A 17,770-nucleotide genomic window follows, 5' to 3' on the forward strand; every position below is an offset into this window, starting at 1 on the left:
TCATGACGGGCTCACCTCCGCGGCGAGCGCGTCGGCCGCTCGCCAGCAGTCGTGGAACGTGGAGTACATGGGCACCGGGGCCAGCCGGACGACGTCCGGGCGGCGCACGTCGGCCAGGACGCCGTGCACCCGGTGCAGCCGGTCGGCGAGACCGGCGGCGTCGGCGGCGCCACTCCCTGCGCCCCCGCCCACCCGCAGGGAGAGCTGGGCGCCGCGCCGGGCCGGGTCGGCGGGGGTGACGATCTCCAGCGGGCGGTCCCGGACCACCTCGGTGAGCAGCGTCTCCAGGTACCCGGTCAGCGCCAGGCTGCGTTCGCGCAGCCGGGCCATCCCGGTCTCGGCGAACATCCGCAGCGAGACCCGGACCGGGGCCATGGACAGGATCGGCGGGTTGGAGATCTGCCAGGCGTCGGCCGTGGGGACGGGCACCAGCTCGGGCCGCATCTCGAAGCGGGTCGCCTGCTCGGTGCTCCACCACCCGGCCAGCCGGGGCAGATCCGGGTCGGTCACGTGGCGCCGGTGCACGAAGCAGCCCGCGACGGCTCCGGGCCCGGCGTTGAGGTACTTGTACGAGCACCAGGCCGCGAAGTCCACGTCCCAGTCGTGCAGGGCGAGCGGCACGTTGCCGACCGCGTGCGCCAGGTCCCAGCCCACCCGGCACCCGGCCGCGCGCCCGGCGGCGGTGATGGCGGGGATGTCGAGGAACTCGCCGGTCAGGTAGTTGACCCCGCCCAGCAGGACGAGCGCCACCCGGTGCCCCTCGCGGGCCAGGTGGTCGACGACGTCCTCGGTGCGCAGGCAGTCCTCGCCCGGACGGGGGCGCAGCCGGACCACGGTCTCGTCGGGGTCGAGGCCGTGGTGGACGGCCTGGCTGCGCACCGCGTAGCTGTCGGAGGAGAAGGCGTGGTCCTCGATGAGGATGCGGGTCCGCTCGCCCTCGGGGCGGTAGAACGTCGCCATCATCAGGTGCAGGTTGACCGTGAGGGAGTTCATCACCACGGTCTCCTCGGGGGCGGCGCCCACCAGCGTGGCGGCGTCCTCGCGCAGTTCCGCGTGGTAGGGCAGCCAGGGGTGGGCCGCCCGGTGGTGCCCCTCGACCGCGTGCAGCGCCCAGTCGTCCAGCTCCGCCAGGACCGCGGCGCGGGTGGCGCGGGGTTGCAGGCCCAGCGAGTTGCCCGCGAAGTAGGCGACCTCGGGGTGACGGGCGGACGCGGGCGAAGGCGGCAGGAGGAACTCGGCACGGCGGCAGGTGGTGTCCCGGGCGTCGGCGGCCAGCGCTTCCTGCTCCCCGGGCCCTCCGGTCCTGGTCGCCGGGCCTGCGGTGCGCTCGCTCATCGCGTCATCTCCTTACGTCCCCTTCATGTTCACTCATGCCGAACGCAGGTGAAATCAGGAGTACGAGAGGATTCGGGGCGTTCGCTTTACGGATGGAAGGTTCTGCGGGCATCCGGTTTCCAGATGACGGAGCGTCACCTCCCGGGACCCGCGACGGGTATACCCGTTCCGCTCATCCGGTCACCCCGCCCGCCCCCGCTCTCGGTCCCGGCCCTCGGTCCCGGCCCTCGGTCCCGGTCCCGGTCCCCAGTCCCGGCCCCAGTCCCAGTCCCCAGTCCCGGCCCCGGTCCCGGTCCCGGTCCTGCCGCCGGTGACGGCCCCGGTCCCGAGGTCGTCACCGGCGGCCCCGGGTGCGGTCCAGCAGCGGCAGCACCGCGCCGCCCAGCAGCTCCACCCCGCCGTCGTCGGTCAGCCCGTGCGGGGTGCCGAACTCCACCCGGTGCGCGCCCGCGTCGATCAGGGCCTGTGCCTGGGCGGCCACCTGCTCCGGGGTGCCGGAGAAGGCGAACAGGTCGAGCACGTCGTCGGGGATCAGCCGCCCGGCGTCCTCGTCCCGCCCGGCGTCGACCAGCTCCTTGACCCGGCCGAGCAGGTCGGCGGGGACCCCCGCGGTCGGATCGAGGTCGGCGACCACCGCGAGGTACATGGCGACCTCGGTGCGGGCCCTGGCGCGGGCCGCGGCGCCGTCGGCGTCCACCACGGTCACCGCGCCCAGCACGACGCCGACCTCGCCGGGGTCGCGCCCGGCCGGGACGGCCCCGGCCGCGACCCGCTCGCGGATCACCCCGACCATCGCCGGGTTCGCGCTGCCGCCCACTTTGATCTCGTCGGCGATCCGGCCGGCCAGGGCCGCGCCCTTCGGCCCCCAGGCACCCAGCAGCAGCGGCGGACGGGGACGCCGTACCGGGTAGCGCAGCCGGGTACCGGGCGCGAGGCGGAACATCTCCCCCTCGAACCCCCCGGCGTCACCGGCCAGCAGCAGCCGGACCACCCGCGCGGCCTCCGCCAGCGCGGTCAGCGGGCGGGGCTGGGCGATGCCCACCGCGCCGAGCCAGGTGCCGCGCGCCAGCCCCAGGTAGGCGCGGCCGTGCGAGGCCAGGTCCAGCGCGGCGAGCTGCCCGGCGATCTCGTACGGGGCCAGCGAGTACGGGTTGAGGCAGGCCGCGCCGAGCCGTACCCGCTCGGTGGCGGCGGCCATCTCCAGCAGCGGGAAGATCGGCGGCTGGTACATCAGGTCGCCGAACACGCTCAGCACGTCGAAACCGTGCTCCTCGGCGCGGCGCGCGAGCCGCGCGTAGTCTCCGGCCCGCTTGTCGCTCTGCAGGCCGAGGCCGATCTCGGCGGTGCTCATGGGGACCCCCTCAGGTCAGGTCGGCGGAGTTCATCCGGCGGCGGCCGGTCCGCTCGACCCGCATCACCAGCCGTTCCTCCGGGTCGGGGCAGCAGAACAGGGAGTCGCGCGCCAGCCAGTCCCCGGAGGCCAGGTCGCGCTGCTTGGCCGCGAGGAAGGGCAGGACCGCGGCGAGCGCGTAGACGCAGAAGTGCTCGCCGTCGGGGAGCCGCAGGTGCGCGCTCCGTTCCAGGACGAAGCAGTCGCCCACCTCCATCCCGCAGACGGACCTGCCCTCGATGCGGTCGACCACGACCCGCAGGTCGTACAGCTCCATGTCACCGCCGGCACCGTCAGGGCCATCAGTGCCGTCAGTGCCGTCAGTGCCGCCGGTGCCCTCGGCACCTCCGGCGCCGGTGTTCGCGTCGTCGCTCATGCCCGTCCCCTCTCCGGCCCGTGCGGGCCGCGGATCCCTTCCGCCCATGACGTGCCCTCACCCGTGCCCGGTGAGCAGTTCCGAGTGGTGGTGGACGATGAGCCAGTCACCGCCGACGCGGCGGAGCACGTCGGTCACCCTGCTGTGCTGGGCGGGCCCGCCCGGCGGCTCGGCGACCAGCACGTACCGCGCCAGTCCGGTGTCGCCCCACACGTCGATCCGCTTGTCCTCGGCCGCCAGCCGGTCGAGTTCGGGACGGGCGCCCGAGCCGTCCCGGCCGTCCCGGTAGGCGTCCAGCTCCGAGCGGGTCCGCAGCGGTCCCGGCAGGTGCGTCTCCCAGGTGGTCACCTCGGCGTGCAGGTGCCGGTCGAACCGGGCGCGGTCGGCGGACAGGAACGCGTCGTACATGTCGTCGATGCCCGCGGCGATCGCGGTGGCGTCCGCCCCGGCATCCGTGGCGGAATCGATTGCGCCGGTGCTCACGGGCCCTCCCATCCCGACCGGTCGTCGCGGACGACCCGGCCCGCCTTCATCACCCAGCGGACCCCGCGGAAGGCCGAGGTGTCCGCCAGCGGGTCGGCGTCCATGGCGATGAGGTCCGCGTACTTCCCCGCCTCGACGGTGCCGAGGTCGGCGTCGGCGCCGAGCCAGCGCACCGGGCCGAGCGTCCCGGCGTGCAGCGCCCCGGCCGGGCCGAGCCCGCCCTCGGACATGAACTCCAGCTCGCGCACCGTGGCGTTGGTCCCCTCGAACGCCCAGAAGGGCGGCATGTCGCTGCCCAGCAGGACCTCCACCCCGGCGTCGAGGGCCATGGCGTAGCTCTCCAGGTGCCGGGGCCCGGCGCCGAGCGAGCGGCACTGCATCCACCCGGGCACGCCCAGCTCGTCGAAGAACTCCTTGCAGCGGGTGACCAGCAGCGTCGGCACCAGGGCCGTCCCGTGCCGGGCCATCCGCTCCGCCACCTCGGGGGTGAGCTGGTAGCCGTGCTCCACGCAGTCCAGGCCCAGCTCGACGGCCTCGGCGATCACCGCCGCCGGTCCGGCGTGCGCGGTGACCTTACGGCCCCAGGCGTGCGCGGTCCGCAGCGCGGCGGCCATCTCGTCGGAGAACAGCTGCGGGGTGTCGATCCTCTCGTGCTCCCCGGCGATCCCCCCGGAGATCATGATCTTGATGAGATCCGCTCCGGCCTTGATCTGGGCGCGCACCCCCCGGCGGAACCCGTCGGCGCCGTCGCACTCCAGGGTGTCGCCGCCCTCGTGCCCGTGGCCCCCGGTGCAGACCAGGGCGCGGCCCGCGGTGAAGATGCGCGGGCCGGTCGCCCTGCCCGCCTCGATCGCCCGCCGCAGCGCGAAGTCGGCGTGGTCCTTCTCGGCGACGCACCGCACCGTGGTGACCCCGCAGTGCAGGGTCCGGCGGGCGCCGTCGGCCATGTAGAGAGCCAGCTCGTGCGCGGTCATGTCCCTGACGTCGGCGCCGGCCCGTCCGGGCAGCGACAGGGACAGGTGGGTGTGCATGTTGACCAGGCCGGGGGTGACGTGCGCGCCGCCGAGGTCGATCACCCGGGCGTCACCGGCCAGGCCCGTCACCTCCTCGCGGGGGCCCGCCGCCTCGATCCGGTCGCCGTGGACCCACACCGCCGCGTCGGCGACACGCCCCTCGGCGGTGCTCCCCCGTGCGGCACGGGCGTCAGTGACCGTGCAGTTGACGATGACCACGTCGTTCATCGGGGCCTCCACTCCGTAGGTCCGGCGGGTGACGTCCGCCGGGACGCGGCCGTCGGCCGTGTCCCGCGGACCTGGTCCCGATCATGCCCGGCCGGTCCCCGCACCGGGCTCCGGAGCGGCACCCGCCCCGGCCGCGCGGTCGAGCCCTCTTCGGCCTCCGTCTTCGGCCTCCGTCGCGCGGGCGTCGTGAACGGGGATCGGCGCCGGGGCGCCCCGCGGGCGGCCGTGGACGGCCCGCCCGGTCCGCACATGCCGTATGTTCTATCAGACGCGAGTTCACTGAACAAGTGAACGATGATCGTTCATGCACAAACCCCATGCTCAGAGCGGTTACGGTGAAAAAGATAGATCGTTTCACCGGTTCCTGTTCATGGAATTTCACACAAACGTCTCCGATACGTGACCGAGGCGCCCTAGCCTTCGAGGCAGGATCGCACCGGTCCTCGCCCCTCCGGCACGCGGCCGGGCCCTCCGGGGCCGCGTCGCCCCGGCGCTCCGGCACCGCGGATCGCCCCGGAGCCCGAGGGGGCGGGACGGTCGCGGGTCCCGGCGCGCCCGGACGCCCCCGGGCCTTGCTTTGCAGAAACATTTCCGAAAGATTACGTATACGCTCACCTGTGGTTTTATCGGTCGAAGCCTTGACATAAAAGAGGTTGACCGGAATCGTTTGCGTCCTTGCGGAACCGTCTCGCGCCATGAGCCCGGTACGCGACGTATGAGAGGCGGACAGGATGGTTGGTCGTAGAGGTCTCGCGGTCCTCGGCCTGGGCGTGGTGGCCGCGCTGACCGCCGCCTGCGGCGGCGGAGGAGGAGGAGCGGCGGGCACGGCTCCGGCGAGCGGCGGGACGGGCGGTGCGGCGGGCGGCGGCACGCTGGTCGTCGACACCTCGTTCCAGTTGAAGACCGCCGACCCGGCCCGGCAGTTCGAGCCCACGGCGCAGACGGTGCTCTATCCCGTCTACGAGACGCTGGTGACCTACAAGGGGGCCGACGTCAAGACGGCCGTCCCCGGGGTGGCCGAGCTGCCCGAGATCGACGAGAGCTTCAAGAAGTTCACCTTCACCCTGCGCGACGGCGTCAAGTTCAGCGACGGCACCCCGATGACGGCCAAGGACGTCGTCTACACCTTCGAGCGGATCGCCGGTCTGAAGGGCAACCCGTCCTTCCTGCTCGACGGCGTCAAGACCGAGGCCCCCGACGACAAGACCGTGGTGCTGACCACCGAGAAGCCCGACTCGGCGCTGATGGCCAAGCTCTCCAACCCCGCGCTCGGCATCGAGAACAGCGCGGCGGTCGAGAAGATGGGCGGCACCAAGGACGCCGAGAGCGACAAGGCCGAGCCGGAGTTCGCCAAGGCCTCCTACGGCAGCGGCCCGTACAAGATCACCAAGTTCGACGCGGCCAGCGAGGTCGTGCTGGAGCGCAACGACGGCTACTGGGGCACCAAGCCCGTCTACAGCAAGATCGTCGTGCGTAACGTCCAGGCGAACGTGCAGCAGCTCAACCTCACCCAGGGCGGCAGCCAGCTCGCGCTGGACCTGCGGCCGGACCAGGCCACCTCGCTGGGCGAGAACGTGACGGTCAACAAGACCGCCGCCGCCGACATCGCGTTCCTGCTGGTCAACGACGACCCCGCGGTCTCGTCGACCACCTCCAACAAGGACTTCCAGGAGGCCGTGCGCTACGGCGTCGACTACGCGGGCCTGCTGAACCTGGTGGGCGAGGGCGCGGTCCAGCCGGGCGGCGTCGTCCCCTCGATGTTCTCCGGGGCGCTCGCGCCGGCCGACGCCGTCAAGCGCGACGTCGCCCGCGCCAAGGCGGCGCTCGCCAGGTCGGGCATCTCCTCCCCCTCGGTGAAGCTGAACTACGCCTCCGACCTGACCTACAAGGGCGTGGGCATGGCCGACATCGCGGCCCGCCTCCAGCAGAACCTCAAGGAGGTCGGCATCGACGTCCAGCTCGACGGCAAGCCGGTGACCACCGCGCTCGACTCCTACCGCGCCGGCAAGGACGAGCTGAGCCTGCAGTGGTGGGGACCGGACTACAACCACCCCAACGACTACCTGCTGTTCACCCCCGGCCAGATGGTGGGCCTCCGGGCCGGCTGGAAGGAGGACGCGGCGCCGGAGATCACCAAGCTCGCCGAGAAGGCCGAGACCGCCGACGACGCCACCCGCGACGCCGACTTCCAGGCGCTGCAGAAGGCCATGAACGCCGAGGGCCCCTTCATCCCGCTGTTCCAGCCGTCGGCCGTGGTCGCGGGCGCCAAGCAGCTCGGCCCGCTCGACTACAACCCCCTGTGGACCGTCGACCTGACCACGCTGCGCTAGCCGGCGCCGATCGATGACGTCGTTCCTCACACCGGTCGCCAGACGGTGGTACGCGTTACCGGGCCTGCTCCGGTTCACGCTCCGCCGGCTGGCGGCCGGCATCCTCCTCGTCCTCGGCATCACGCTGGTCTCGTTCGTGCTGACCCAGCTGGTGCCGGGTGACCCGGTCACGGCCAACCTGGGCGAGCGCGCCGCCGCCGACCCCGCGGTCGTCGAGGCCTGGCGCCGCCGGCACGGCCTGGACCTGCCGCTGCCGCAGCAGTACCTGAACTACCTGGGCAACCTGCTCGGCGGCGACCTGGGCACCTCCCAGCAGAGCCACCGGCCGGTCACCCAGGACCTCGCGCAGTTCATGTCGGCCACCTTCGAGCTGGCCCTGGCCGCGATCGCGGTGGCGCTGGTGCTCGGCGTCGGCCTCGGCGTGCTGGCCGCCATGCGCCGCGACCGGCTCGCCGACCAGATCATCCGGGTCGTCTCGCTGGCCGGGGTCTCGGTGCCGACGTTCTGGCTCTCGCTGGTGGCGATGTACGTGTTCTACGCCCGCCTCGGCATCTCGCCGGGCTCGGGCCGGCTGAACCCGGGCACCACCCCGCCGCCGGACGTCACCGGCCTCTACACCGTCGACGCCGTGCTGAGCGGCCAGTGGACCGTGCTCGGCGAGGCCGCCGCCCACCTGTGGCTGCCCGCGCTGGTGCTGGCGATCTTCACCATCGGGTCGCTGACCCGTTTCACCCGGGCCTCGGTGCTGGAGGTGGTGGGCAACGACTACGTGCGGGCCGGCCGGGCCAAGGGCCTGTCGCCGTCGTACGTCACGTTCGGCTACATCCTCCGCCCCGCGCTGGTCAGCGTGATCACCGTGGCCGGGCTGGCGTTCGGCAACCTGTTGGGCGGCGCGGTGCTGGTGGAGACGGTGTTCTCCTGGCCGGGACTGGGCGCCTACGCCTACCGGGGCGCGCTGACCCTCGACCTCCCGGCGATCATGGGCGTGAGCCTGGTGGTGGCCGTGGTCTACGTGGTCGTCAACTTCGTGGTCGACCTGCTCTACGCGGTCGTCGACCCCAGAATCAGGCTGGGGTGAGCCCCTCGTGAAGCCCGCAGGCATGAAGCCCGGAGACGCGGAGCCCGAAGGCGCGGGCACCGGTGGCGTGGAGCCCGGTGGCGTGGGCCTCGGAGGTGTGGACCTCGGAGGTGTGGGCGCGGGGACGGTGAGCCTCAGGGCCTCCGCGCGTGCCGCCCGCCGCCTGGACCGCGAGGACGCCTCGGCGATGCGCTCGCCCTGGCGCAGGCCGCTGGGCGTGATCGGCCTGGTCATCCTGGCGCTGTTCCTGTTCCTGGCGATCGCGGCCCCGCTGGTCGCGCCGTACGACCCGATCGCGCAGGACTCGATGAAGCTGCTGCCGCCCTCGGCCGAGCACTGGTTCGGCACCGACCAGATCGGCCGCGACGTGTTCAGCCGGGTGATCCACGGGGCCCGGCTCTCGCTGCCGGTCGCCCTGCTGCTGGTCGCCGTCGCCTGCGCGGTGGGCACCCTGCTCGGCGCGATCGCCGGTTACTTCGGCGGCTGGGCCGAAGGGCTGATCATGCGCAGCGCCGATCTGGTCTTCGCCTTCCCCGGGATCATCCTGGCGATGGCCGTGGTGGCGGCGCTCGGGCCCGACCTGGTCAACGCGGTGCTGGCGGTCGTGATCGTGAGCTGGCCGGCCTACTCGCGGGTCGTGCGCGGCATGATCCTCAGCATGAGGGAGGAGAACTACGTGCACGCCAGCCGGTTGCTGGGCGCCTCCAGCCTGCGCACCCTCTGGGTCGACGTACGGCCCGGCGTGGTCGGGCCGATCGTGGTCCTGGCCGCGCTCGACGTGGGCAACGCCGTGCTGACCCTGTCGGGGCTGTCGTTCCTCGGCCTGGGCGCCCGCCCGCCGGTCGCGGAGTGGGGGTCCATGGTCGCCAGCGGCGCGCAGTACTTCGACAAGTGGTGGCTCGGCGTCTTCCCCGGCCTGGCGATCCTGCTGGTCGTGCTGGCCGCGAACTTCCTCGGCGACACCGTCCGCGACGTGCTCGACCCGCGCTCGGCACGCAGGGGACGGGCATGAGCGCCCCCGCGGAGCCTGTCGGCGCGCCCGCGCCCGTCCTGGACGTCCGCGACCTCACCGTCACGCTGCCGCGCCGCGGCGGCGCCCGGCTGTCGGCCGTCAGCGGCATGAACCTCGTCCTGCGCCCCGGCGAGATCGTCGGGCTGGCCGGGGAGAGCGGCAGCGGCAAGACGATGACCGCGCTCGCCGCGCTCGGCCTGCTCCCCGGCGGGGCGCGGACCACCGGGGAGATCCTCTTCGAGGGCCGCGACCTGCTGGCGCTGCCGCAGCGGGCGCTGCGCGACGTGCGCGGGCGCGACATCGCCATGGTGTTCCAGGACCCGATGACGTCCCTGCACCCGATGCTCACCGTCGAACGGCAGATCACCGACCACCTGCGTCACCACCGCAGGGTGAGCAGGGCCGACGCCCGCGCGCGGGCGCTGGAGCTGCTGGAGACCGTGCGCATCCCCGGCCCCGAGCAGGCGCTGCGCTCCTACCCGCACCGGTTCTCCGGCGGCATGCGCCAGCGCATCGCGATCGCGGTGGCGCTGGCCTGCGACCCGAAGGTGATCATCGCCGACGAGCCGACCACCGCGCTCGACGTGACCGTGCAGGCCGGCATCCTGCGGCTGCTCGACCGGCTGCGCCGGGAGCGGGACATGTCGGTGCTGCTGATCACCCACGACCTGGGGGTGATGTCCTCGCTGGCCGACCGGATCTCGGTCATGTACGCCGGCCGGGTCGTGGAGAACGGACCGCGCCGGGCGGTGCTGACCGAGCCCCGCCACCCCTACACGCGCGGCCTGCTGGACGCGCTGCCGCACCCGGAGGAGGAGACCTCCGAGCTCCGCCCCATCCCCGGCCAGCCGCCCTCCGCCGGTACGACGCCCACCGGCTGCCCCTTCCACCCCCGGTGCGCGTGGGCGCGCGAGTCGTGCGTCGAACGGCTGCCCGGCCTCGTCGAGCTGGCGCCCGCGCACTCGGCCGCCTGCCCGGTCGACCCGTTCGGCCCGTCGCTCTCCGGTCCGCCGCTCTCCCGGGAGGTCCCCTCATGACCCTGCTCGACATGAGGGACCTGGTCGTCACCTACCAGACGCCGGGCAGGCCGCCGGTGACCGCGGTCGCGGGAGCCGGGCTCTCCGTCGAACGAGGGCAGATCGTCGGCCTGGTCGGCGAGTCGGGCTGCGGCAAGTCCACCCTGGGCAAGGCCGCGGTGGGCCTGCTGGCCCCGTCCTCGGGCACGGTCGTCTTCGACGGGACACCGGTGGCGCCGCTCACCCGGCGGGCCAGGCCGGTCGCCCAGCGCCGGCTGCAGATGATCTTCCAGGACCCGTTCTCGTCGCTGAACCCCCGCCGGAGCGTCGGCGAGCAGATCAACGACGGGCTGCGGCTCGCCGGTCACCGGCGCGACGCCGGCCGGGTACGGGAGCTGCTGGAGCGCGTCGCGCTGCCGGTCGACGCGGCCGGCCGCTACCCGCACGAGTTCAGCGGCGGCCAGCGCCAGCGGATCGCGATCGCGCGGGCGCTGGCCGCCGAGCCGAGCTGCATCGTCGCGGACGAGCCCATCTCGGCGTTGGACGCCTCGGCGCAGGCGTCGGTGGCCACCCTCCTGGTCGGCCTGGCCAGGGAGCTCGACATGGGCCTGCTGTTCATCTCCCACGACCTGGCGATCGTGCGGCAGATCGCCGACGTGACCACCGTCATGTACCTGGGCACCATCGCCGAGCACGGCCCCACCCACGAGCTGTGGGCCCGTCCCCGGCACCCGTACACCCGGGCGCTCATCGACGCGGTGCCCAGGCCCGACGGTTCCGGGACGCTCCCGGCGCCGCTTCCCGGTGACGTGCCCGACCCGGCCGCGCCCCCCACGGGGTGCCGGTTTCACCCGCGCTGCCCGCTCGCCCTGCCCGAGTGCGCCGTCCGGGTGCCGGAACGGCTGGAGGTCGCCCCCGGGCACAGCGTCGCCTGCCCGGTGGTGAAGGAGCCGCTCACCGTCCCGCTCACCCCCCGTCCCTGACCCGTCCCCGACCCGCCCTCCGCGCCCGCGGACGGACCGTCCCCGTCCCGGCCGCGCGGCCCGTTCCCCGCCCCCGTCCTCCGTCTCGCGGCCCCTCTCCCGCCCATCCCGGCCACGCGGCCCGTCTCAGCCCCGGCCACGCCCCCGTCCCCGTCGCGGTCACGCCCTCGTCCCCGCCCTGCCCGTCCGTCCCCCTGCCCCGGAAGGAGCCCCCACCGTGTGGCTCGCGAACTGCAACATCGTCGACGTGGAGTCCGGCACGGTCCTGCGCGGCCGGAGCGTCCGGACCGACGACGGGCTCATCTCCGAGATCACCTCCGGCGGCCCTCCCCCGGGTGCCGACGTCCACGACCTCGGGGGCCGCTACCTGCTGCCCGGCCTCATCTCCTGCCACACGCACCTGTCGGTCGTCTACCCGTTCTCGGCGACGGACGAGGCCGAGAACCCCGCGCTCACCGCGTACCGCTCGGCGGTCCGTGCCCAGGACGCGCTGCGCGCGGGGGTCACCACGCTGCGGTGCGTGCACGAGCAGAACCGCGCGGACCTGCTGCTGCGCGAGGCCGCGGCGCACGGCTGGATCGACGCCCCGCGGATCTTCGGCGCGGGCCGGGCGATCTCCCGTCCCGAGGGGCACGGCAAGGGCGGCGCCTGCGCGTACGCCACCGGCGCCGGGGAGTTCGGCGCGGCGGCCAGGCAGGAGCTGCGGGCGGGCGCCGACCACCTGAAGATCTTCATCACCGGCGGGCTGGCGCACGAGGGCGAGGACTTCGCCGAGCCGGAGATGACCGACGAGGAGATCCGGGCGACGGTGGAGGCGGCCCACGAGCACGACACCTACGTCGCCGCGCACGCCGGGGCCTGGCAGGCCATCAGGCAGGCCCTCGCCCAGGGCGTGCGGTCCTTCGAGCACGCCTACGACCTGGACCAGGAGACCGCGCGGCGGATGCGCGAGGCCGGGGCGTTCCTGACCCCGACGCTCTGCGTGACGCGCTCGGAGGGCTGGATGCGGGCCAAGGGGTTCGAGGAGTTCTCCATCCGCAACGCGCTGGACGCCGCCGACCGGCACCTGGACAGCATCCGTACCGCCGTGCGCGAGGGCGTGCCGATCGTGGCCGGCACCGACTACCCGCCGGGCGACGACGTGGACGGGGTCAGCGCGCACGTGCACGAGATGCTCCTGCTGGCGACCGCCGGGCTGAGCAACCTCGACGTGATCCGGTCCGCGTCGCTGACCGCGGCCGAGCTGGTGGGGGCCTCGTCGCGGCTGGGCCGGATCGCCCCCGGCTACGCCGCGGACCTCATCGCGCTGCGCGACGATCCCCTTCGTGATCTGAATGCGTACCGGGACGTGTCGTTGGTCGGCATCGGGGGCCGTATCATCCGAGATGATGATCTAGGGGACACCCGGACGGCCGGATAGCGCCGGCCCTGAGGAACGGTGGGGACATGGCCGCCACGCTCCGCGACGTCGCGGCAGCCGCCGGGGTTTCGGTGAGCACGGCGAGCCGCGCGCTCTCGGGGTCCTCGGAGATCTCCGAGTCGACGCGCCTGCGGGTCTCCCGGACCGCCCGCTCCCTGGGCTACCGGCGCAACCTGGCCGCCGCGAGCCTGCGGACCCGCCGCTCCGGGCTGGTCGGGCTGGTGCTCAACAACCTGGTCAACAACACCTTCCACACGGTCGTGGAGGCCGTGCAGCGGCGCCTGGTCGCCTCGGGCTACCAGGCGCTGCTCTGCATCACCAACGCCGACCCCGCGGTCGAGGCGGACTACCTGCGGCTGCTGCGCGACCACCAGGTCGACAGCGTCCTGATCGTGGGCACCGGCCGGAACGTCAGGGAGGTCAACGAGCTGCGCGCGTCGGGGATCACCGTCATCGACCTGATCCGGGAGATCGAGGGCTCACAGGGACCGGCCGTGCTCGCCGCCGACCGCGAGGGCGCCGTGTCCGCCACCCGCCACCTGCTCGACCTGGGACACCGCAGGATCGCGTTCGTGGGCGGGCCGCCCGAGACCACCTCGGGCCGTGACCGGTACGCCGGGTTCGTCCAGGCGCTCGGTGACGCCGGCCTGACCCCGGACGCGGACCTGGTCCGGCGGGGCCCGTTCGAGGTGGCCTACGGGGCGCGGGCCATGGGCGAGCTGCTGGGGGCGGAGCGGGCGCCGACCGCGCTGATGCTCGCCAACCACGAGGCGACCTACGGGGCCCTGCCGGTGCTGGCCAGGTCCGGTATCGACGTCCCGTCCGCCCTGTCGGTCGTCGCGTTCGAGGACATGCCGCTGCTGGAGTGGTGGAGTCCGCCGATCACGGTCGTCGACACCGGAGCCCACGAGCTCGGCAGGCTCGCCGTCGAGCTCCTGCTGCGCTCGATCGACGGCCAGGAGCTGAAACCGCGCCGCTACACCGTCGGCGCCGACCTCGTCGTCCGCTCCTCCACCGCGCCGCCCCCGTCGTCCCCGCCACCCCTGTCGTCGCGGCCCGTCGATCCGCCTCCCGGAGAGCCCTCGGCCACGGAGGCGAGCTGAACCGCGCGGCCCGTACCGACTGACAGGGGCACGGACCGCGTGACAGGGACACGGACCGGACCGGACCGGACCGGCCGGGCGGACGTCCGCCCGTGCCGGGGGTCTAGGGGTTCCTCGGCGCTCCCCTCAGAGGCCCTGGGCCAGGCGGTAGTACGCCTGGTTCCAGCGGATCTCCTTGGCGAACTGGCGGGGGGTGGTGTCGGCGTCGATGACCAGCAGCTCGACCCCGAGCATGTCGGACAGGTCGGTGAGCTCCTCGACGGTCAGCGCGGCCGACAGCACGGTGTGGTGCGGCCCCCCGGCGGTCAGCCACGCCTCCGCCGAGGTGCTCAGCGAGGGACGGGGCTTCCACACCGCGCGGGCGACGGGCAGGCTGGGCAGCGGCTGGGCCGGGGCGACCACGTCGATCTCGTTGGCCACGAGCCGGAACCGGTCCCCCATGTCGGCCAGGCCGAGCACCACGGCGGGGCCGGGCTCGGCGTCGAACACCAGCCGGACCGGGTCCTCGCGCCCGCCGATGCCCAGCGGGTGGATCTCGCAGGAGGGCACCCCGGAGGCGATCGTCGGGCAGACCTCCAGCATGTGCGCGCCCAGGATGACCTCCTCGCCGGGCGTCAGGTGGTAGGTGTAGTCCTCCATGAAGGAGGTGCCGCCCTCCAGGCCGGCCGACATCACCTTGAGCGTGCGGACCAGCACCGAGGTCTTCCAGTCGCCCTCGCCGCCGAAGCCGTAGCCGTCGCCCATCAGGCGCTGCACGGCCAGGCCGGGAAGCTGCCGCAGCCCGCCCAGGTCCTCGAAGTTGGTGGTGAACGCGCCGAAGCCGCCCTCGGTGAGGAAGTGGCGCAGCCCCAGCTCGATGCGGGCGGCGTAGCGCAGCGCGTCGTGCCGCTCGCCCCCGGCGCGCAGCTCGGGAGCCACCTTGTAGGTGTCCTCGTACTCGGTGGTCAGCGTGTCCACGTCGGCGTCGGAGGAGGCGTCGACGACGGCGACCAGGTCGTTGACGCCGTAGGTGTTGACCGAGACGCCGAAGCGCCGCTGCGCCTCCACCTTGTCGCCCTCGGTGACGGCCACGTCGCGCATGTTGTCGCCGAAGCGGGCCAGCCGCAGCGTGCCCACCTCGGCGCGCCCGGCTGCGGCCCGCGCCCAGGCCGAGACGCGGGCGGCCACGGCCGGGTCGCTCACGTGCCCGGCGACGGTCTTGCGCGCCACGCCCAGCCGGGACTGGATGTAGCCGAACTCGCGGTCACCGTGGGCGGCCTGGTTGAGGTTCATGAAGTCCATGTCGATGGAGCTCCACGGCAGTTCCACGTTGGCCTGGGTGTGCAGGTGCAGCAGCGGGGTGCGCAGCGCGTCCAGGCCGGCGATCCACATCTTCGCCGGGGAGAAGGTGTGCATCCAGGCGATGATCCCGATGCAGTCGTCGGCCGCGTTGGCCTCCAGGCAGACCCGGCGGATCGCCGCGGCGTCGGTGAGCACCGGCTTCCACACCAGGCGGAACGCCAGCCGCTCGCCGAGCTCCTCGGCGATGCGCCGCGACTGCTCGGCGACCTGGGCCAGCGTCTCCTCTCCGTACAGCCCCTGGCTTCCGGTGAGGAACCAGATCTCACGCTCGTGGACGGTCAACGCGGACTCCTTTGCCCGTAGACGTTCTGGTAGCGGTCGTACAGACGGTCGATGTCGGGTCGCGCGATCGGCAGCGGCTCGCCGAGCTGGCGGGCCACGTGCACGGTGCGCGCGACGTCCTCGCACATCACCGCGGCCTTGACCGCGGCGCGGGCGTCGGCGCCGACGGTGAAGACGCCGTGGTTCTGCATCAGGACCGCCGGGGAGCGGTGGCCCTCCAGGGTGGCGACGATGCCCTTGCCGATGTCGTCCCCGCCGATCAGCGCGAACGGACCGACCGGGATCTCGCCGCCGAACTCGTCGGCCATCGCCGTCAGCACGCACGGGATGGCCTCGCCGCGCGCGGCCCAGGCCGAGGCGTAGGTGGAGTGGGTGTGCACCACCCCGCCCACCTGCGGCATCGCCCGGTAGACGTAGGCGTGCGCGGCGGTGTCGCTGGAGGGCGACAGCTCGCCCTCGACCAGCTCGCCGTCCAGGTCGCACACCACGATCGACTCCGGTGTCAGGTCGTCGTAGGACACCCCGGACGGCTTGATGACGAACAGGTCCTCACCCGGGACCCGGCCGGAGACGTTGCCGGCGGTCCAGGCGACCAGGCCGTAGCGGACCAGTTCCTCGTGGAGGCGGCACACCGTCTCCTGAAGCCTCCGTACCGTGACGCCGCTCACGCGTCCTCCTCCTTCTCGTCCACGGGTCGGCTCGCCTCGTAGCGCAGGGCCCGCAGGCCGTGCAGCATCGCTCCGTCGGCGAAGTGGTCGTGCAGCCGGCGGTACTCGGCGTACAGCCGGTCGTAGGCGTCGGCGCGGCCGGGGTCCGGCCGGTAGACGGTCTCGCCGCGCCTGCCCATCGCGGCCGACGCCTCGGTGATGTCGGGGTAGGCCCCGGCCGCGACGGCGGCGTGGATCGCCGATCCCAGGGCGCATCCCTGCTCGGAGCCGATCACCGAGATCGGGCGGCGCAGCACGTCCGCGTAGACCTGCATCAGGAAACGGTTCTTGATCAGCCCGCCGGCCGCGACGAAGTCGGTGACGGCCACCCCGGACGCCTCGAAGGTCTCCACGATCGTACGGGCGCCGAACGCGGTGGCCTCGATCAGCACGCGGTAGGTGTCCTCGGGCCGGGTCGCGAGCGTCTGGCCGACGACCACGGCGGAGAGGTTGTGGTCGACCAGCACCGAGCGGTTGCCGTTGTGCCAGTCGAGCGCCACCAGGCCGTGCCGGCCGACCGGCTGGGCCGCGGCGAGCTCGGTGAGGTACCCGTGCACGCTCAGCCCGCGCCGCTCGGCCTCGCGCTCGTAGGAGCCGGGCACCGAGGTCTCGACGAACCAGCCGAAGATGTCGCCGACGCCCGACTGGCCGGCCTCGTACCCCCACAGTCCCGGCACGATGCCGTCGCGCACCACCCCGCACATGCCGGGCACCTCGGCCAGGGTGTCCGACGGCATGACGTGGCAGGTGGAGGTGCCCATGATGGCGACCATCTGGCCGGGACGGACCGCGTCGGCGGCCGCGGAGGTGACGTGGGCGTCAACGTTGCCGACCGAGATCGGGGTGCCCTCCGGCAGCTTGGTCCACTCGGCGGCGCGGGCGGTCAGCCGGCCCGCGAGGCCGCCGAGCGGCGACGGCTCGCCGCCGAGCTTGGCGGTGAAGCCGGTGAAGCCGGGGTCGAGCTCGGCGAGGAACTCCTGCGACGGGTAGCGCCCGTCCTGGCGGACGGCCTTGTACCCGGCGGTGCAGACGTTGCGGGTCTCCACGCCGGTGAGCTCCCAGACGATCCAGTCGGCGGCCTCGATCCAGCGCTCGGCGCGGTCGTAGATCTCCGGGTCCTCCTGAAGGACCTGCAGGCCCTTGGCGAACGACCACTCCGAGGAGATCTTCCCGCCGTAGCGCGGCAGCCAGCTCTCCCCGCGGCGGGCGGCGACCGCGTTGATCCGGTCGGCGTGCGGCTGCGCCGAGTGGTGCTTCCACAGCTTGGGCCAGGCGTGCGGCCGGCCGGTGAACTCCTCCAGCTCGCACAGCGGGGTGCCGTCGGCGGTGGCCGGCAGCACGGTGCAGGCGGTGAAGTCGGTGCCCAGGCCGACGATCTGGGACGGGGAGACGCCGGCCGCGGCCACCGCCTCGGGCACCGCGGTGCGCAGCACGTCCCGCCAGTCGTCGGGCGACTGCAGCGCCCAGTCCGGGCCCAGGGGCGCGCCGCCCCCCGGCAGCCGGTCCTCGATCACCCGGTGGGCGTACTCGTGCACGGCGGAGCCGACCTCGGCGCCGTCGCTCACCCGCACCACCACGGCGCGGCCGGACAGCGTGCCGAAGTCGACCCCGACCGTGTAACGATCACTGTTAGCGTTCACATGCTCTCCCGGGACATCAGGACCTCCGTGGAC

Annotated in this window: 15 protein-coding genes; 7 read left to right on the forward strand and 8 right to left on the reverse strand. The window is 73.4% G+C overall.

The window, feature by feature from the left end:
* From kynU to ACIBCT_RS35960, 5 genes are all read right to left on the reverse strand, one after another.
* Entirely contained in the window at positions 1-1,335 is a 1,335-nt protein-coding gene (gene kynU / locus ACIBCT_RS35940) for a kynureninase (protein WP_399196456.1), read from the reverse strand.
* 334 nt (positions 1,336-1,669) lie between these two features.
* Positions 1,670-2,686, reverse strand: a complete 1,017-nt coding sequence (locus tag ACIBCT_RS35945) for an LLM class flavin-dependent oxidoreductase (protein WP_399196457.1) — start codon at positions 2,684-2,686, stop codon at positions 1,670-1,672.
* A gap of 10 nt (positions 2,687-2,696) precedes the next feature.
* Complete coding sequence (locus ACIBCT_RS35950) at positions 2,697-3,101, reverse strand: TIGR04076 family protein (protein ID WP_399196458.1); 405 nt, start codon at positions 3,099-3,101, stop codon at positions 2,697-2,699.
* A 57-nt stretch (positions 3,102-3,158) separates the two neighbouring features.
* Entirely contained in the window at positions 3,159-3,584 is a 426-nt protein-coding gene (locus ACIBCT_RS35955; RefSeq protein WP_399196459.1) for a DUF4440 domain-containing protein, read from the reverse strand.
* On the reverse strand, positions 3,581-4,825 hold the full coding sequence (locus tag ACIBCT_RS35960) for an amidohydrolase family protein (protein WP_399196460.1): 1,245 nt from the start codon (positions 4,823-4,825) through the stop codon (positions 3,581-3,583). The genes ACIBCT_RS35955 and ACIBCT_RS35960 overlap by 4 nt, the downstream gene beginning before the upstream one ends.
* Positions 4,826-5,556: 731 nt before the next feature.
* On the opposite strand from ACIBCT_RS35960, the gene ACIBCT_RS35965 reads away from it, so the two are divergent.
* The 7 genes from ACIBCT_RS35965 (at position 5,557) to ACIBCT_RS35995 (ending at position 13,767) form a co-directional block, all read left to right on the forward strand.
* Positions 5,557-7,155, forward strand: a complete 1,599-nt coding sequence (locus tag ACIBCT_RS35965) for an ABC transporter substrate-binding protein (protein WP_399196461.1) — start codon at positions 5,557-5,559, stop codon at positions 7,153-7,155.
* Between the two features lie 13 nt (positions 7,156-7,168).
* On the forward strand, positions 7,169-8,233 hold the full coding sequence (locus tag ACIBCT_RS35970; RefSeq protein ID WP_399196462.1) for an ABC transporter permease: 1,065 nt from the start codon (positions 7,169-7,171) through the stop codon (positions 8,231-8,233).
* A 22-nt stretch (positions 8,234-8,255) separates the two neighbouring features.
* Positions 8,256-9,245 carry an ABC transporter permease gene (locus tag ACIBCT_RS35975; RefSeq protein WP_399196463.1) on the forward strand — a complete coding sequence of 330 codons (990 nt, stop codon included), beginning with the start codon at positions 8,256-8,258 and terminating at the stop codon, positions 9,243-9,245.
* Positions 9,242-10,282, forward strand: a complete 1,041-nt coding sequence (locus ACIBCT_RS35980; RefSeq protein WP_399196464.1) for an ABC transporter ATP-binding protein — start codon at positions 9,242-9,244, stop codon at positions 10,280-10,282. Before ACIBCT_RS35975 ends, ACIBCT_RS35980 begins: the two co-directional genes overlap by 4 nt.
* Positions 10,279-11,244 carry an ABC transporter ATP-binding protein gene (locus ACIBCT_RS35985; RefSeq protein ID WP_344898265.1) on the forward strand — a complete coding sequence of 322 codons (966 nt, stop codon included), beginning with the start codon at positions 10,279-10,281 and terminating at the stop codon, positions 11,242-11,244. The genes ACIBCT_RS35980 and ACIBCT_RS35985 overlap by 4 nt, the downstream gene beginning before the upstream one ends.
* Before the next feature lie 217 nt (positions 11,245-11,461).
* Positions 11,462-12,664, forward strand: a complete 1,203-nt coding sequence (locus tag ACIBCT_RS35990; RefSeq protein WP_399196465.1) for an amidohydrolase family protein — start codon at positions 11,462-11,464, stop codon at positions 12,662-12,664.
* Positions 12,665-12,690: 26 nt separating this feature from the next.
* On the forward strand, positions 12,691-13,767 hold the full coding sequence (locus ACIBCT_RS35995) for a LacI family DNA-binding transcriptional regulator (protein WP_399196466.1): 1,077 nt from the start codon (positions 12,691-12,693) through the stop codon (positions 13,765-13,767).
* Positions 13,768-13,893: 126 nt separating this feature from the next.
* On the opposite strand, the gene araA is transcribed toward ACIBCT_RS35995, so the two are convergent.
* From araA to araB, 3 genes are read right to left on the reverse strand one after another with little or no spacing between them, the layout of a single operon-like run.
* A complete protein-coding gene (gene araA / locus ACIBCT_RS36000; RefSeq protein WP_399196468.1) occupies positions 13,894-15,390 on the reverse strand; it encodes an L-arabinose isomerase in 1,497 nt (498 codons plus the stop codon).
* Positions 15,387-16,058 (reverse strand): L-ribulose-5-phosphate 4-epimerase, encoded by a 672-nt coding sequence (locus ACIBCT_RS36005; protein WP_344898273.1) that lies wholly within the window; start codon positions 16,056-16,058, stop codon positions 15,387-15,389. Before ACIBCT_RS36005 ends, araA begins: the two co-directional genes overlap by 4 nt.
* Entirely contained in the window at positions 16,055-17,737 is a 1,683-nt protein-coding gene (araB, locus tag ACIBCT_RS36010; protein ID WP_399196469.1) for a ribulokinase, read from the reverse strand. The genes ACIBCT_RS36005 and araB overlap by 4 nt, the downstream gene beginning before the upstream one ends.
* Positions 17,738-17,770: the final 33 nt, after the last annotated feature.

This window comes from Streptosporangium sp. NPDC050855, from assembly GCF_044456585.1.
In the GTDB taxonomy this organism is placed as follows: domain Bacteria; phylum Actinomycetota; class Actinomycetes; order Streptosporangiales; family Streptosporangiaceae; genus Streptosporangium; species Streptosporangium longisporum.

Bases quoted from the DNA above. Each gene is read 5' to 3' on its own strand.
- ACIBCT_RS35985 (WP_344898265.1), top strand. From the start codon at position 10,279: ATGACCCTGCTCGACATGAGGGACCTGGTCGTCACCTACCAGACGCCG.
- ACIBCT_RS35950 (WP_399196458.1), bottom strand. From the start codon at position 3,101: ATGAGCGACGACGCGAACACCGGCGCCGGAGGTGCCGAGGGCACCGGC.
- ACIBCT_RS35975 (WP_399196463.1), top strand. From the start codon at position 8,256: ATGAAGCCCGGAGACGCGGAGCCCGAAGGCGCGGGCACCGGTGGCGTG.
- ACIBCT_RS35945 (WP_399196457.1), bottom strand. From the start codon at position 2,686: ATGAGCACCGCCGAGATCGGCCTCGGCCTGCAGAGCGACAAGCGGGCC.
- ACIBCT_RS35970 (WP_399196462.1), top strand. From the start codon at position 7,169: ATGACGTCGTTCCTCACACCGGTCGCCAGACGGTGGTACGCGTTACCG.
- kynU (WP_399196456.1), bottom strand. From the start codon at position 1,335: ATGAGCGAGCGCACCGCAGGCCCGGCGACCAGGACCGGAGGGCCCGGG.
- ACIBCT_RS35965 (WP_399196461.1), top strand. From the start codon at position 5,557: ATGGTTGGTCGTAGAGGTCTCGCGGTCCTCGGCCTGGGCGTGGTGGCC.
- ACIBCT_RS35960 (WP_399196460.1), bottom strand. From the start codon at position 4,825: ATGAACGACGTGGTCATCGTCAACTGCACGGTCACTGACGCCCGTGCC.
- ACIBCT_RS35995 (WP_399196466.1), top strand. From the start codon at position 12,691: ATGGCCGCCACGCTCCGCGACGTCGCGGCAGCCGCCGGGGTTTCGGTG.
- ACIBCT_RS35980 (WP_399196464.1), top strand. From the start codon at position 9,242: ATGAGCGCCCCCGCGGAGCCTGTCGGCGCGCCCGCGCCCGTCCTGGAC.